At 38.3% G+C, this 14220-nt stretch carries 17 protein-coding genes, 1 pseudogene and 1 riboswitch; of the genes and pseudogenes, 4 read left to right on the plus strand and 14 right to left on the minus strand.

The window, feature by feature from the left end:
• Nucleotides 1-3 precede the first annotated feature (3 nt).
• A riboswitch (glycine riboswitch) is annotated at nt 4-93 on the minus strand.
• Nucleotides 94-250: 157 nt separating this feature from the next.
• Together KP78_RS15500 and KP78_RS15505 are read left to right on the plus strand one after the other, a co-directional pair.
• Complete coding sequence (locus tag KP78_RS15500) at nt 251-1885, plus strand: DEAD/DEAH box helicase (protein WP_052474871.1); 1635 nt, start codon at nt 251-253, stop codon at nt 1883-1885.
• The gene (locus KP78_RS15505) at nt 1885-2658 is read left to right on the plus strand and encodes a YqhG family protein (RefSeq protein WP_041090253.1); all 774 of its coding nucleotides are present in this window, start codon (nt 1885-1887) and stop codon (nt 2656-2658) included. Before KP78_RS15500 ends, KP78_RS15505 begins: the two co-directional genes overlap by 1 nt.
• On the opposite strand, the gene KP78_RS15510 is transcribed toward KP78_RS15505, so the two are convergent.
• The 9 genes and pseudogenes from KP78_RS15510 to KP78_RS15550 all read right to left on the minus strand — a co-directional run bounded on the left by KP78_RS15510 (nt 2655) and on the right by KP78_RS15550 (nt 7582).
• Complete coding sequence (locus KP78_RS15510; protein WP_041090254.1) at nt 2655-3191, minus strand: shikimate kinase; 537 nt, start codon at nt 3189-3191, stop codon at nt 2655-2657. The two genes, KP78_RS15505 and KP78_RS15510, sit on opposite strands and share 4 nt — an antisense overlap.
• Nucleotides 3192-3213: 22 nt before the next feature.
• Nucleotides 3214-3579 carry a hypothetical protein gene (locus KP78_RS20820; protein WP_235420959.1) on the minus strand — a complete coding sequence of 122 codons (366 nt, stop codon included), beginning with the start codon at nt 3577-3579 and terminating at the stop codon, nt 3214-3216.
• A 31-nt stretch (nt 3580-3610) separates the two neighbouring features.
• A pseudogene (gene comGF / locus KP78_RS21260) lies at nt 3611-4036 on the minus strand (competence type IV pilus minor pilin ComGF); the annotation flags it as partial.
• Nucleotides 3927-4262, minus strand: a complete 336-nt coding sequence (locus tag KP78_RS20340) for a hypothetical protein (protein WP_041090257.1) — start codon at nt 4260-4262, stop codon at nt 3927-3929. The gene KP78_RS20340 and the pseudogene comGF, both read right to left, overlap by 110 nt.
• A complete protein-coding gene (locus KP78_RS15530) occupies nt 4252-4710 on the minus strand; it encodes a prepilin-type N-terminal cleavage/methylation domain-containing protein (protein WP_157841515.1) in 459 nt (152 codons plus the stop codon). The genes KP78_RS20340 and KP78_RS15530 overlap by 11 nt, the downstream gene beginning before the upstream one ends.
• The gene (gene comGC / locus KP78_RS15535) at nt 4685-5020 is read right to left on the minus strand and encodes a competence type IV pilus major pilin ComGC (RefSeq protein WP_041090259.1); all 336 of its coding nucleotides are present in this window, start codon (nt 5018-5020) and stop codon (nt 4685-4687) included. The genes KP78_RS15530 and comGC overlap by 26 nt, the downstream gene beginning before the upstream one ends.
• Nucleotides 5021-5031: 11 nt before the next feature.
• Nucleotides 5032-6060 (minus strand): competence type IV pilus assembly protein ComGB, encoded by a 1029-nt coding sequence (comGB, locus tag KP78_RS15540; RefSeq protein WP_235420960.1) that lies wholly within the window; start codon nt 6058-6060, stop codon nt 5032-5034.
• A complete protein-coding gene (gene comGA / locus KP78_RS15545) occupies nt 6005-7084 on the minus strand; it encodes a competence type IV pilus ATPase ComGA (protein WP_041090261.1) in 1080 nt (359 codons plus the stop codon). The genes comGB and comGA overlap by 56 nt, the downstream gene beginning before the upstream one ends.
• A gap of 117 nt (nt 7085-7201) precedes the next feature.
• On the minus strand, nt 7202-7582 hold the full coding sequence (locus KP78_RS15550; protein WP_041090262.1) for a Spx/MgsR family RNA polymerase-binding regulatory protein: 381 nt from the start codon (nt 7580-7582) through the stop codon (nt 7202-7204).
• Nucleotides 7583-7887: 305 nt separating this feature from the next.
• On the opposite strand from KP78_RS15550, the gene KP78_RS15555 reads away from it, so the two are divergent.
• Nucleotides 7888-8133 carry a DUF2626 domain-containing protein gene (locus KP78_RS15555; protein WP_041090263.1) on the plus strand — a complete coding sequence of 82 codons (246 nt, stop codon included), beginning with the start codon at nt 7888-7890 and terminating at the stop codon, nt 8131-8133.
• 237 nt (nt 8134-8370) lie between these two features.
• Here KP78_RS15555 and KP78_RS15565 read toward each other — a convergent pair whose 3' ends face one another.
• A complete protein-coding gene (locus KP78_RS15565; protein WP_041090265.1) occupies nt 8371-9006 on the minus strand; it encodes an MBL fold metallo-hydrolase in 636 nt (211 codons plus the stop codon).
• Between the two features lie 199 nt (nt 9007-9205).
• Here KP78_RS15565 and KP78_RS19415 point away from each other — a divergent pair, with 199 nt between their 5' ends.
• On the plus strand, nt 9206-9376 hold the full coding sequence (locus tag KP78_RS19415) for a DUF2759 domain-containing protein (protein WP_041090266.1): 171 nt from the start codon (nt 9206-9208) through the stop codon (nt 9374-9376).
• A 44-nt stretch (nt 9377-9420) separates the two neighbouring features.
• Here the strand turns inward: KP78_RS19415 and KP78_RS15575 are convergent, their stop codons facing one another.
• The 4 genes from KP78_RS15575 to KP78_RS15590 all read right to left on the minus strand — a co-directional run bounded on the left by KP78_RS15575 (nt 9421) and on the right by KP78_RS15590 (nt 14216).
• Nucleotides 9421-9741, minus strand: a complete 321-nt coding sequence (locus tag KP78_RS15575; protein WP_041090267.1) for an MTH1187 family thiamine-binding protein — start codon at nt 9739-9741, stop codon at nt 9421-9423.
• Entirely contained in the window at nt 9742-10863 is a 1122-nt protein-coding gene (locus tag KP78_RS15580) for a YqgU-like beta propeller domain-containing protein (RefSeq protein ID WP_041090268.1), read from the minus strand.
• A 158-nt stretch (nt 10864-11021) separates the two neighbouring features.
• Nucleotides 11022-12938 (minus strand): LTA synthase family protein, encoded by a 1917-nt coding sequence (locus KP78_RS15585; protein WP_041090269.1) that lies wholly within the window; start codon nt 12936-12938, stop codon nt 11022-11024.
• Nucleotides 12939-13247: 309 nt separating this feature from the next.
• On the minus strand, nt 13248-14216 hold the full coding sequence (locus tag KP78_RS15590; RefSeq protein ID WP_041090270.1) for an ROK family glucokinase: 969 nt from the start codon (nt 14214-14216) through the stop codon (nt 13248-13250).
• Between the last annotated feature and the right edge of the window lie 4 nt (nt 14217-14220).

The raw sequence follows: 14220 nt of genomic DNA on the forward strand, positions 1-14220 counted from the left end.
TCGCGTCCAACAAGAGTCTTTTTGCCTGAGAGATTCACATGAAATCATGTTTGCTCCTTCGGCGCCGTAAACGGTCTCTCCCCTTGTTATCATTCGCTCATATTTGTTTTCTAAATGGACATACTATGAACAACAAACAAATTTTTTACAATAATGTTCGGTTTTATATTCTTTTTAATACGTAAATCTATTTTTATCCTATCACTATTTTGGTTTTTTGGGCAATCCTTTTTTTATAGGAGATGATATTTTGGCACATTCTATTTTCTTTCAGCAATCAAACTGGCCGCTTGATTTTTTGCAATGGGTGCAATCTGAAGAAAGACGATTTGATCGAGAACTTTTAACAAATTCCATTCTCGAGAAAAAAAAACGGACTTCATTAAACGCCAAATCCCTTCACTGCTTACGGGAATTACCTCATCTAAACCTGCATCCACACCAAATGGAAGCAGCCAACAAAGTAATTTTCGAGCTCGGAGGGAGGGCTCTTCTTGCTGACGAGGTTGGACTAGGAAAGACCATTGAAGCGGGGGTAATCTTGAAAGAATATATTTATAGGGGCCTTGTTTCATCAGCGCTTATCCTTGTACCCTCATCACTTGCAGGACAATGGCAGCAAGAACTGGCAAAGCATTTTGGGCTTCAATCGATTATTCACAAAGGAAAAAAAGAATGGAGAAAAGCACCAATTATCATTGCCACAATTGATTTATTAAAACGTCCTCCTCTAAGAGAAGAAATTGAAAAACATCACTATGATTTAGTCATTGTTGATGAAGCGCATAAGCTGACAAATCCTAAAACGTTAAACCATCAATTTATTCAATCACTCTCAAAAACCTATTGTCTATTTTTAACCGCTACACCCATTCAAAATCGTTCAGAGGATCTCTTCCACCTTGCTACATTACTTCGTCCTGGATTGCTCGGAACGCAAGGGGAGTATAAAGAAAATTGCCAATCCGAGGAAGGGAAAAATAGGATTATTCCTCTCATTGATCAGTTTATGATACGTACAAGACGGAAGGAAACCTCTATCGCCTGGACGAAAAGAACGATTCATATTGACTGGATTGAACAGCTTCCTTATGAACGCGAGCTATACGAGGCTGTTGAACGTTACTATAATGATCAGAGAAGCAGCAACCAGCATGCTTTTTCTCATATTACTTTGTTAAAGCAGGGCTGCAGTTCAACTATCGCGCTATTAAAAGCACTTGGCCGTCCGGAAAATAAAGAATGGAGCTCAAGCTTAGGGGTTAATTTAGACGTAACACCTGACCAGCTCGTAACTGCAAAAGCAAAGCGCATTCTATCCTTTGTACAAAATACGGATGAAAAAGTGATCGTCTTTACACAATATCGGGCCACTCAACTTTACCTGAGCTGGTACTTAAAGCAGCACAACATCACATCAGTTCCGTTTCGAGGTGGGTTTAAAAAAGGAAAAAAACAGTGGATGACAGACCTATTTAAACAGAAGGCGCAGGTATTAATTGCTACTGAAGCAGGATCAGAAGGCCTTAACCTGCAATTTTGCCGTTATATGATACATGCTGACATTCCATGGAACCCGATGAAGCTGGAGCAACGGATTGGCCGAATTCATCGAATTGGACAAGAAAAGAATGTCGAGGTCTATTACTTGTTAAATCGAAATAGCATTGAGGAACGGATTTGGGCAGTCTTACAAGAAAAAGTTTCTTTATTTCAATATATTATTGGTGAGCATGAAGATCTGCTCGCCTCTACTACAAAAAAAGAACTGGACCGCTACTTGGAGGATGCATTTGTTTATTCAAGATCTGAACAAGAAATGAGATTGAAGCTTCAGCATTTAGAAAGCTTTTATCATTCAACTGCTACGAAGGGAGAGGCCTAATGGAAAATCAGCATCACTGGGAACTTGTTCATCGATTTTTAACAATAAAACGAGCTGAGGTTATTAAAGGAGAATCTCATTCTCATATTCGCTTAACGGAAGAGCTGGATCGGCAATTTATGAATCGGCCTTTTTACTGGCATTACCGCGATGCAATGAACCAGCCCGGAGAACCCATGTCAATCACGCTCGTGACCCAGCCTACAGAAAACACGCAGAATCCGACCGTTATAGCATCGATGCTTGATAATACTTTTAGACAGCTAGTAGAGGCAGCGCATATGGAGGCAGGCTTTTTTAAAGCATTTGAACATGTTTCCGAACAGTCCTCAAAATCTCTTAACACCCCCTTGTACCCTTGGTTGATGATACAAGGGGTACTTACAATCGACCCTCCAGGCGCTAGTTTAAATTGGTGTGCAACTGCCATTTCATTAACAACAGGAGCCATGCGGCATGATGGTGAAAACCTCCTAGAAAACCTCATCTTAAAGCCACAGCTGCCTGATTTTCATTTTACTGTTGCTCCCGTAATTGAAAATGATCGTGCAATTGAAAAAATACTCCAACAATTTGAGGTGCAAGGCAATAAACTTTTTACTGAAGAGATTAACCAGGCAAAAGCACGCTATAAACAACTTTCCGATACGATTGAAACAGTTGAAAACCCTGTTTGGAAGCAAGAATTAAAAGAATACGCATCATCTCTTAAACCAAAAATAAGATTAGACAACCCTATTGGCGGCTTATTATATCTTAGAGCTCCAAATTAATGCATACTGCTCGTATCTTGATCAACGATCTTTTCGAGCGAAAGTAAAATATCTTCAATCGTAAGTTCAACTGAACGTTCAGATACAGATACAATAATATGAGCGGCATCACGATAAGCAAGATCTCGGCTATTGAATAATTCATTAAGCGATCCTTTTGATCGTGATGCCGCTACTGGCCTTGTTTGATCATGAATAATTCGCTCATATAGTTCTTCAAACGGAGCATGTAAATAGATAACAGTACCATGTTTTTTTAACCATTCCGCGGTTTCAGGAAAATATAGAATCCCCCCTCCTGTCGCGATAATTGATGGTTCCATCAAAGAGGTCAAGGTTGAGGATTCTTTATCACGAAAATATCGTTCCCCCCTCTCTTGAAAAATTGAAGAAATCGATTTATTTTCCTTTTCCTCAATATGTTGATCAATATCATAATACTTTACCTCGAAACGTTCAGCTAGTTTCTCTGCAATGGTAGACTTCCCTGCTCCCATAAATCCAATCAAGTAAATCGACGAAGTAAGCGGCATTCTAATTCCTCCTGTTATTTCGTTATTTGTTGTCATTATAAACGAAAGCAACAGGAGAATACGAGTGACCATGTAAATTTACTCTTAAAACAAGACGAGTAGGTTCTTCGCTTGATCGTCTAACTGTTACTTCACCATTTTGAAAGGAATAAATTTCGTCGCCATCAGCATCGTTGAGCATGTATAAATGAATAGACAGCTCTTTCATTGCTTGCCTCTCATAGTAATCTTGAACGAGTTCATAATGACGAGTATATCCAATGCCCGTACCAGTAAGGATCGAAAGCAGGGCTAAGGCTACTGTATACATCACAAGAACTGGGAATACAACGATGCCCTTCTGAGACAGGTAAGTTCGTAACAAAGCGTGCATTTTTGACTGATCCATCGTTTAAAACCACCTCCAGTTGAAGAATTCCTTCAATGTACGTAAAATTAAGGCTGTTTATGGCGGTTAAAAACACCTCATGACCTGTTCCATTGACCTGACGCCTGAGTAGCGTGCGATAAGATGAAAATGTGATTCTATTTCCCTCATGATCCATCAGTATAATTCGTTGCTGCTCTACTCTTTCCAGTTCATATCTCGTAAGCTCCTGACGAAATTGAATAAGAAATAAATCCCATTCTACCGCCGCTGGCTTTTCAAGACGATCATTTGCGTTTGAAATGGTTAAAAAAATTAGAGGCATTAAGCTTGCTATAATGATTAATACAGATAGACAAAAAATCACTTCAATGAATGTGAATGCCCTCGTTTGAAGCCTGGAGACATTCTTGTTTATTTTCCCCATGATTCGCATCATAATTAACGCACAGTTTACTAGACGTTTGCCAGTTGACATGATAAGTAACTCCTTCTCGCTCAATGGAAGAAAAAGATTGTAAACCTGTATTTCGACTGATTTGCAGCTGCTCATATAGAACAGTCCACGCAGCTGCTTTTTGACGTGAATCATCTACTTTTAATAAAAAGATTTGAAGAAAGGGAAGCAGCGTCAAACATAGCATTACTACACAACTAAACCCAATAATAGATTCATATACAGCAAATCCAAATTCATTTTTCAATAAAAAAACGTCCTCTGCTTAAATAATAATGAATGGCAAATGGCTTTTCATTCACCGAGAATCTAATTACCCCAAAGGTAGATGTATTTCCATTGGGAAGAATACGAAATGACAACAACGACCCAGCATCAAGGATACGCACAGACGCCGGCATAACCCGGCGAATGTTTATTTGGTAAGGAGCTCCAATTGAGGACCCTATATAATATTGCTGGTCGAGTATTAGAAATTGAACGTTTACATGCTGTTTATACTTGATCGCGATCAACTGAGCATAATGCAAATCTTCAATTAACTGTTTTTCAAAAGCAACTGATTCTTCCATAACGGTTGATCGATGAATAAAATGAGACGAAATCATTATTAATATAGAGACTAGCAACAGGACAATCAGTACTTCTGCCATTGTATATCCCTTATCATTATGGAGTTTCTTTAATCGTGACATGACCATCCGTATTAATCACCAATTCTCTACCATCTGGACAGGTTATTTCATTCTGGCGTAAATATCCTTGTGTTTGAAGTGTTTCAACAGAAGCCGGAACCGCATTATTCGCCATACGATAAGACTCTACCTGCCCTTGGACCATCTGTTGGAAAGCAAGACAACCCTTCGCGTTAATTTCACTGCTTTGCTGAGAAATATTTGGCAAACTGACAATTAATAATACAGAAATGACAAGCAAGACAATGACCATTTCAATTAAGGTAAAGCCTCGATTACTTTTCACCAAATTAATCATTTTACGTATCATTATTAACCCTCCTATAAAGATTGCATTAGATTAAACATTGGAAATAAAATAATGAGATAGGTGCCTATTATGGCTACACCTAGGAATAAAAAGATTGTTGGTTGTATAAAAGAAAATAGTCGTAGTGTTTTTTCTTCAATCGATGCTAAACAATAGCGGCTATAAAATTGCCATTCATCCTCAAGCTGTCCATTACTTTCTCCATGCTGGGTAATTCTTTTTAGCTCTTCTGTAAAGTATGGAAACTGTAAGACAGTTGCATATATACTTTGTCCTCGTCGTAATTCATCTGCCATAAAATGCGCCATATCGTGGTAAAGTTCCCTATAAGGCTGTGACATGAATGTAGTCAGCATCGCTTGGATTGACATACCTCCTTTTAATAAATAAGAGGCTTCTCTTGAAAATACATAACTGTGATAATGCTTCACGTAATATCCAATACCAGGAAGTTTGGCAAGTGTAGACCATTTTTCATGAGGGTCAAGCTTGCGAAGGATCAAAACTGCTGTAGAAAAAATAGCAAAAGAAATCCCCAAGATGATGAGAAGCATAAACGGAAGCTGATGGAGGATCGAACTAATAATGGAGATTATGCCTGTGGAGGTCTGACCGACAGAAGCATATAACGATGAAAACCGCGGCAGCAAATAAACATTTAATATTACTACAATCACAATAAACAACAGAAATAAGAAAAGGGGATAATGCAACAGTTGGATAAAACGCTTTGTTTCCCTTCTCTGCTGTTCAAGAAGACTTGATGTTTCAATCAACGTGTCCTCAAGATTCCCATGACGTTCTGCAAAATAAATGTGCAGGCAAACAAATGATGGAAAGCCAAGCTTTTGTAAACAATCACTCAATGCATGTCCATTCAGCAGATCATCCACCATATTCTGATGTGTTGAAGTCAAATTCTTTTTTTGATTTAACAAAAGAAATTCAATAGAATCTTTTAATGGATAACCATTTGATTTCAGTTCACCAAGTCGTTTTAGAAAGGTAGCTTGCTCCGAGCGGTGTATCGTCGACTTCATTTGCCATCCAGCGATCATACTCTTTTTCAGAAACATAGCCGAGCGCCACCCCCTTTCTCATTAACTGTTTTAATGAAGGAGTGGGATGACCGGGGCTTTTTTCTTTCAAAATATCCTGAAGTTCTTTTCCGCTGATCATCTCGAATACAGATGCGCGAGCACCTAAATTCTCATTGGGTATTACTTGATTAATTTTAACGAGACGCTGAGCTGTAACACCAATTAGCGTCTGATTCAGTTCCTGTAGTGAGACTCCTAGCTCGTGCATACGATAGATGGCTCCTTTTGCATTTCTGGCATGAAGAGTAGATAACACTAAATGTCCGCTCAATGCTGCTCGGGCAGCTATTTTGGCAGTCTCAGCATCACGAATTTCACCGACGATAATCATATCTGGATCATGACGGAGCACTGCACGCAGGCCGGACGCATAGGTGATCCCTGCTCTTTCGTTTATTTGAACCTGCAAAATATGATCTTGCTTTCTTTCAATAGGATCTTCTAAAGTGATGATATTTCGATTGAGGGTTGTAGAACAGTAGTGGACAAGTGAGTAAAGAGTTGTGGTTTTACCGCTGCCAGTTGGACCAGTAAACAACAGCAGCCCGTGGGAGTGATGAACAAGAGACAGTAGCCGTTTTGCTGAATTTGAGAACATAGATAGCTTTTCGATTGGGATTGACAATGATTGTGGGAGTAAACGAAGCACGAGGCTTTCTGTAAACGATGAAGCGGGTAAGGTTGAGATACGAAGCGATAAAACACAGTCTTCAATGAAGTGTTCAAAAGAGCCGCTTTGTGGTTTTCTTTTTTCTCCAATATCCAGCGAGGCTTTAAATTTAAAATGTGAGATTAACCTTTCTCCTGAACTATTTGGTAATGATCGATGAAGAACAAGCTCGCCTTGAATGCGAAATTGAATGATCATCTCCTCTCCTCTTGGTAATAAATGAATATCAGAACAGCTTTGTCTGTATGCTTCCGCGAGAAGCTTATTGGCAAAATGCTCAGCACCGAATGACATGAGTGAATTCACCTTCCTTTTTTCTCCCACGTTACTATAATTCTACATCACGGAATGAATTCCTTCTACAAATTTAAAAATTTTTTAAACAAAATAAAAGAAAGGCGAATTGCCTTTCTAGCTTGAGAGCTTAAATATTTTCTTTTTGCTTGATAAGCTTCTGAGCCCTTCTAGATTATAGCCTACAACCAGCTTGTGACCATCTGTTAAAATCGGTCTCTTTAAAAGCTTTGGCTCCTGAATGATAAGATTAACAACTTCGGATAGTGATAAATCATTTACGTCCTGTTTAAGATTTTTAAAGGATTGACTCCTTGTAGCTAACAATTCATCCAGGCCTTCTGTTGTCATCGACAATAAATGAAAAAGTTCTTCAAGAGTTGGTGTTTCACGGAATAAATGACGTTCTACAAAATCAACTTCATTTGTCTTTAACCATTTTTTTGTCTTGCGGCACGATGTACAGCTCGGATAAGTAAAGAAAATCAATTCGTCCATAATTCATCCTCCTTTAAGGTAGTCATGGTTTTTTATAACCTTTTTATCATTCTGTAAGCTTTTTGTACAACTTATTATCAATATTGTATATCACTTGTATAATGTTTGTACATTTTTAAACAACAGTTTATTTGTAATTTTTAGAACGGGTCCATTTGCATTTAGATATGTCAGTTATGGAGACGATAAAAACCTATTAAATATCACGTAATCGTCACATTCAAAAGTTAATGTGTTATTTACATTCTAAGGTGGTATCCTATATAATAGGTTCGATGGATTGATCGTATAAAGGAGGGATATGGATGGACAAAATGTATAGAGTCATGGGCTTTTGGACTGGAATTTTTTCTGTTATGTTCTATCTTGGAGACATGCCTAAGACTTCATTGCTTTTCCTTGCCCAGACAGGGTTTTTCATCCTATTGGGGTATTTGAAATTATCAGAGCGTATGTATGTATATGTTTTCTTCGTATACTTGACTCTCTTCTTCGCAGGCTTTACATATTGGACAACCTTTATGATGACGCCTGGAGGCAATGCACATTAATACATAAAAACCCCTCTGGATCCCTTCCAGGGGGTTTTTAAATGGATACTAACCTGTTTGTTGTTTTCCGCTTCAGACGCTCGCTTTCCGGGGGAGGTCCGACGCCCCTCGGCGCTTTGCGCCCATGCGGTCTCCCTTTGACTCGCTTATCCCCCAATAGTCTCGTGCCTTACACTCCAATCAACATAGTGCCAAAATCAGCAACGATCTTTAACTATAGCAATTGGATTAAAAAAGTTAAAAACCATTTATAAAGGGATTATGATCCATCTCTTGCGCAATACTGGTAACACCACCATGTCCAGGTAATACATATGTGTCCTCTGGAAGCGTTAGGAGCTCATTATGAATGCTCTTTAACAGCTCCTGCTCTTTTCCCCCCGGCAGGTCTGTCCGGCCAATACTGCCCTCAAAAAGTGTATCACCAACGATAACAAAACCTTCTTTATGAAAATAAAAACTGACTCCACCGGGTGAATGACCTGGTGTTTCGAGCAGGGTAAAGGAGAAATCCCCAATTGATATTTCTCCACTCTGTGGAAATACCTTATCCGCAGAATCAACCTCAATTGGCTGAATTCCCGCAAAGAAGGTTGAACCATTCAGAGAAGGATCTGATAACCATTTTTTCTCGGCTTGATGCAAGTATACGGGAATACGGTATTCTTGTCGTATCGGATCTACTGCACCAATATGATCAAAATGAGCATGTGTTAACAAAATTGCCTGTGGCTGCAGTCCCTTTTTTTGAATAAATTGACGTATCTTTTGCGCTTCTTCACCAGGATCTATAATCAAACATTTTCGATCGCTGTTATAAATAATATATGCATTTGTTTGTAGCGGCCCGAGTGGCAGCTGAATCCATTCCATACAATCACCTCACTGTCCCATTGTATCATGATTTAATTTCTCTGTATTTGTACAAGTAAAAGAACTAATCACCAAAGTGTCACGATTAGTTCTCGACAAGGATCTAAAAAAAATATAAAATAAGTAAGAGTACGTATATACTTATCATCATTTTCGATCATACTTAAATCATCGGTTGCAGTGAAAGGGGTGTATAGATATGAATGGATTAACCATTATTTTGGCATTAGTCGTTATCTTATCTGCTATCGGTACGTTTTCTTCGTTTAAGGACAAAAACCTTATGGGGATCTTATTCGGTCTTGCTTCATTTGGCGTATTCGGCTGGTTTACAATCATGACGATTGTTGAACAAGGGTATCCAGTTTAATCGCCGACATAAAAAGAGTTGACCAAAGCGGTCAACTCTTTTTATTATTTTTTGTGTAATTTTTGTTGTACAGACGCCATTTTATTTTGCATAGAATGATCCGCCCTATCCCGGCGATCGTCAATTCGAATGTTGGTTGCTACCCGTTGAACTCCCTTTGCAAATGGGGATTCATGCATTTCCTGCACAATGGATAAAAGCGTTTGAAGCTCTCCTTCGATTAAGGTATTCATAGGAGTAAGCTCGTAACGGATATGCCCTTTTTCTTGGTGAGTTTGCAAAATACGCTGAATATCAGCAACATACTCGCTTACACTTGGTGTCTGAGTACCAATTGGTATAATTGTAACATCAATAATAGCCATTTACTGTATGTCCTCCTCATATAGTATCAATGGTTCCACATTCCCTGTATTTGCATCTATTATCGATGTTAGCTGATAGCCATACAAACACCGCTCTCCAGCAGGAGAACAGGATATAGGTTCATTTTGTAGATAATCGTTAATGACCTCTTCATGCTGATTCTTAATATCCCATTTAACGAGCTGATAGTGCATGGCTTCAGATTCATTTGATTCCTGTTTAGAAAGTTTAAAGGAAATCATTGAGTTGTCATCCTCTATGTAATCGTACTCCGGTAAATTAAAATCCGCAGCGGGTATTACAAATGAGACAATCTCATCATCATTTTCAAAATAATACAAGGCCTCGTTCTTTTCTTCAGCTAATTTTACAGTCATTCGATACGAAGAAAACTGATCAAATGCAACAATGTTATTTGAGATGATCCTGTCTTCTGATCTGTCAATAGAATATTCGTACAATGAGCCTTGTTTATTATCATCATTTGCCCTTGTTTCATCTTGGTACACTAATGTATTCTGGCTGGACCAATGTACGAAAGGAGGTACTCCCTCTATCGCTTCCCACTTATTTAATTGATAATCACCAATCCACATTTGATAAGACCAATCTTCTTCAAATGCAGTAAACAACAGCTTCGATTCGTCATACGGATTCCATTCATACATTAGCTCTGCAGACTCAATCTCATGATGCCATACAACATCCAATGTTGACAATTGAATGATTAAAACTTCTGCTTTAGTGGACGTGTCAGCATTATGTAAGAGCAAATAATCGTTCGACGGGCTAAGATCAGCTTGAATAAGAGATCCAGATTCTTCTAGCAACTCGCTGGACTCACCAGTCTTTATATTATATACCATTAATTGATATTCATCATGTTTATCTATTACATAGAGAACTTCATATTCATCTAACCAGCCGATCACACTATGAAAAGAAGATTTCGGAAGAACAAGCGGAGTAACGGACAATGATTTAGAAACTGGCTTTGAGATCTCCTCAGTTTGCTGATGTTCACCCGATGGTTCTTGATGGATTGTTGCGAGCTTCTCTTGGCTGCAGGCAGTTCCTAATAGACAGAGTAGAACTAAAAAAAACCATCCAAACTTCTTCAACCGTCTTCCTCCCTTCACACAGTATAAATTTCACCTATCTAAAACTACTTATATAAAGACATACTTATATTGACGAAAAAAAAATAAAAAAGTTTCATTAATTAACGGATTTCATAAAAAAGACCGACGCTTATTTAACAGCTGTCGGTCTTAATGGTTTATTCTTCATTCAATATAGTTTCTGTATCTTCATCACTCTTTAAACGACCATTTTCTGCATCATAGAAGCGCAAGAGATCACCATAAATGATTTCATCATTATAAGCGAGTTCCTCGTTCGCTCTTGCAATGTACGGATCACAGGCCTCTCGATCAGTGGGTTCACCCGTTTCCTTATCCCAACATGTTTCGCCTGCATATACCAGCTCATTAGTAATAAATCTTCCGTCACGTAAAATGACGAAATCTTCATTGTCCTTGGAGAAAATATCCTGACCAAATTGAATTGCTTTACCTGAATCAATACCTAGCAGGTTTTGAATCGTTGGTTTCAAGTCAACTTGACCTGCAAGTGTGTGATCCACAAATCCAGCTCCAGAGCCCGGAATATGAATAAATAATGGAACACGTTGAAGCTGTGCTGTTTCAAATGGTGTAATCTCACGTTCTAAATACTGTCCCATAGCCACATTATGATTTTCTGAAATTCCATAATGGTCACCATACATGACAATGATTGAGTTTTCATAAAGACCTGCTTCCTTAAGATCGGTAAAAAACTCTTTTATCGATTCATCTGTATAGCGCACAGCTTGGAAGTAGCGATTCAGCGTTCCTGAGTTTGAATCATACTCTTCAATAAATTTATCTTCTTCATCTAAGAAAAACGGGTGGTGATTTGTTAAAGTAATCATTTTTGTATAAAAGGGCTGTTCCATTTCTCTCATGTGTTCAACCGACTGTTCAAAAAATGGAATATCCTTCATTCCCCAGTTTACCGATTCTCCGTCTCCAACCGTGTAGTCGACAAGTGAATAGTAGCGGTCATAACCAAAGGTATCGTAAACGATATCTCTGTTCCAGAAACTTTTGTTATTTGCATGCATATTAGCTGTAAAATAGCCTTTGTTGTTTAAGCTTTCCGCCAATGTATGGTATTCATTCCCGCTATGAGTGAAAAATACTGCGCCGCGTCCAAGCGGATACAGAGAATTATCAAGGATAAACTCAGAATCTGAAGTTTTCCCCTGTTCTGTTTGATGATAAAAATTATCCATGTAGATTGTATCTTCATCCCGAGTCAATTCATTTAAAAACGGTGTAATCACTTGACCATTCATTTCATTGTTAATAACAAAATTCTGCGTAGATTCAAGGCTAACAACAATTAAGTTACGACCTTCTGCAATTCCTTTAAGTTCATCAGCAGCATCAACTTGATTTGCCTTCACATAATTATTTACATCTACCAATTCACTGCTGTCGGCCAGTGCACGCTGAGCAGATTGCCTAGATTGTAAATAGATGTCATAGATGTGGTAGTTGTATGTTCCAATATTTTTAACCAGCATTTCACGGTCAAACGTTCTCGTTAGTAGTTGCGGACGTTCTGTTTCAGCAAGTCCTAAATTAAAAAAGAACGTTGCAATTGCTACAAGAAAATAGGCTCGTCTGTTAATTTTTGATGACTCTCTAAAAATAATAAACGATGGCTTCATTTTAGCCAGCACGATTAAAAGAACAATATCAAGGAAGTAAAGCCCATCTGTCCAAAAAATATTTTCCATCACACTCGAACCAAGATCACCAAAGTTGCTTGTTTGGAACAAAACAGGCAAAGTAATGAAATCATTGAAGAAACGATAGAAAACCATGTTTGCAAATAAGATAAAAGTCAAAATAAAGCTTGTAATAATCACATAGGCATTTCTCGTATTCTCTTTTTTAATAAAAAAGCTTACACCAAAGATTAGTAATAAAAAACTTAATGGGTTAATAAACAGTATGATCGATTGCATCACATTATCAATGCTTATACTAAAGCTCGTTAAGTATGATATATACGTTTTAGCCCATAAGAACACAATGGCCAGGATGACAATGGATAGCCTTGGCATCTTCCATTTTTTGTTCATACATAAAAACCTCCTTGTTGCTAGATGTAATATTTTTATTTTTTTTGTAATTTGTGGATATTAATAATAGGTCAGTCATTATCTTAATACTTTTTAAATAAAAATGCAAATCCAACTTTACATGACAATGTTAAACTTAAACTTTTAGATCATATTATCAATTCCACTATTATAGACGTGTGAAACCTAAAAAAGTTTCGTTGTTTCCCAAATAGATAAATTCCATCCTAAAGTACGACACAAAAACGTCATACTTTATAGGATGGAAAAACCACCTGAATACCAGGTGGTTTAATGAAAAACATCATATTAATGCTTATATTTAACAAGCCATGCAGCGCCATAAACACCTGCATCATTCCCTAAAGTAGCAATCTCAATTGCTGTTGATTCTGCAACAGTCGAAAAAGCATATTGTTTAAATTTTTCACGGAGCGGGTTAAGCAGTGTTTCTCCTGCTTTTGAAACGCCACCACCTAATACAATCTTATCTGGATTAAGTGCACTGCCTAAATTGGCAAGTGACAGACCTAAGTATGTTGATAGCTTTTGAACCGTTTCATAAGCAATTGGATCGTCCGTTCTAGCTAGATCAAAGATGTCTTTTGCTGTAATATGTCCTGCATCAAGCAAAATATTTCGTAATGCCGACTCAGTATTATTGGAGGCAAGGGCGTCTGTTGCTAAACGAACGACTCCTGTAGCTGAAGCAACCGTTTCAAGGCATCCAGTTTTTCCGCAATTACACAAGTAGCCAGTCTCCTGAACTACTGTAATGTGACCAATCTCTCCAGCAGCTCCTTTGGAACCATGAACGATATCACCATTTACGATGACGCCTCCACCTACACCCGTTCCAAGCGTTACAAACACGACATCTCTTGCACCATCTCCTGCACCCTTCCACATTTCACCGAGCGCAGCAACATTTGCATCATTATCAATCACAACAGAAAGACCTGTTAGCTGCTGAAGCTCATCTCGGAGTGCTACCGGTTGGTCCCATCCTAGGTTTACAGCAGTATATAAGATGCCAGTCTGCATATTTACGGGCCCAGGTGCCCCAACACCTATGCCAAGCACATGTTCATTCGACAATTCACGCTGAACCATACTCCCTTTAATGGAGGCTGCAATATCTGGAATAATATTTGTCCCTTTATTGGTCGTATTCGTTGGAATCTCCCACTTGTCGACAATCACTGCTTTTTCTGTAATTAAAGCCATTTTAATCGTTGTTCCACCAATATCAACGCCAAACACTAAATTTTCCATCATGCTC

It is taken from the genome of Jeotgalibacillus soli (genome assembly GCF_000829435.1).
GTDB lineage: Bacteria > Bacillota > Bacilli > Bacillales > Jeotgalibacillaceae > Jeotgalibacillus > Jeotgalibacillus soli.

What these genes read in the sequence shown, in the direction of transcription:
- comGA (WP_041090261.1), bottom strand. Translation starts at nt 7,084, where the DNA reads ATGTCATTCGGTGCTGAGCATTTTGCCAATAAGCTTCTCGCGGAAGCA.
- KP78_RS15550 (WP_041090262.1), bottom strand. Translation starts at nt 7,582, where the DNA reads ATGGACGAATTGATTTTCTTTACTTATCCGAGCTGTACATCGTGCCGC.
- KP78_RS15505 (WP_041090253.1), top strand. Translation starts at nt 1,885, where the DNA reads ATGGAAAATCAGCATCACTGGGAACTTGTTCATCGATTTTTAACAATA.
- KP78_RS19415 (WP_041090266.1), top strand. Translation starts at nt 9,206, where the DNA reads ATGAATGGATTAACCATTATTTTGGCATTAGTCGTTATCTTATCTGCT.
- KP78_RS15585 (WP_041090269.1), bottom strand. Translation starts at nt 12,938, where the DNA reads ATGAACAAAAAATGGAAGATGCCAAGGCTATCCATTGTCATCCTGGCC.
- KP78_RS15590 (WP_041090270.1), bottom strand. Translation starts at nt 14,216, where the DNA reads ATGATGGAAAATTTAGTGTTTGGCGTTGATATTGGTGGAACAACGATT.
- KP78_RS15510 (WP_041090254.1), bottom strand. Translation starts at nt 3,191, where the DNA reads ATGCCGCTTACTTCGTCGATTTACTTGATTGGATTTATGGGAGCAGGG.
- KP78_RS15555 (WP_041090263.1), top strand. Translation starts at nt 7,888, where the DNA reads ATGGACAAAATGTATAGAGTCATGGGCTTTTGGACTGGAATTTTTTCT.
- KP78_RS15575 (WP_041090267.1), bottom strand. Translation starts at nt 9,741, where the DNA reads ATGGCTATTATTGATGTTACAATTATACCAATTGGTACTCAGACACCA.
- comGB (WP_235420960.1), bottom strand. Translation starts at nt 6,060, where the DNA reads ATGAAGTCGACGATACACCGCTCGGAGCAAGCTACCTTTCTAAAACGA.
- KP78_RS20820 (WP_235420959.1), bottom strand. Translation starts at nt 3,579, where the DNA reads ATGGATCAGTCAAAAATGCACGCTTTGTTACGAACTTACCTGTCTCAG.
- KP78_RS15565 (WP_041090265.1), bottom strand. Translation starts at nt 9,006, where the DNA reads ATGGAATGGATTCAGCTGCCACTCGGGCCGCTACAAACAAATGCATAT.
- comGC (WP_041090259.1), bottom strand. Translation starts at nt 5,020, where the DNA reads ATGATACGTAAAATGATTAATTTGGTGAAAAGTAATCGAGGCTTTACC.
- KP78_RS15530 (WP_157841515.1), bottom strand. Translation starts at nt 4,710, where the DNA reads ATGTCACGATTAAAGAAACTCCATAATGATAAGGGATATACAATGGCA.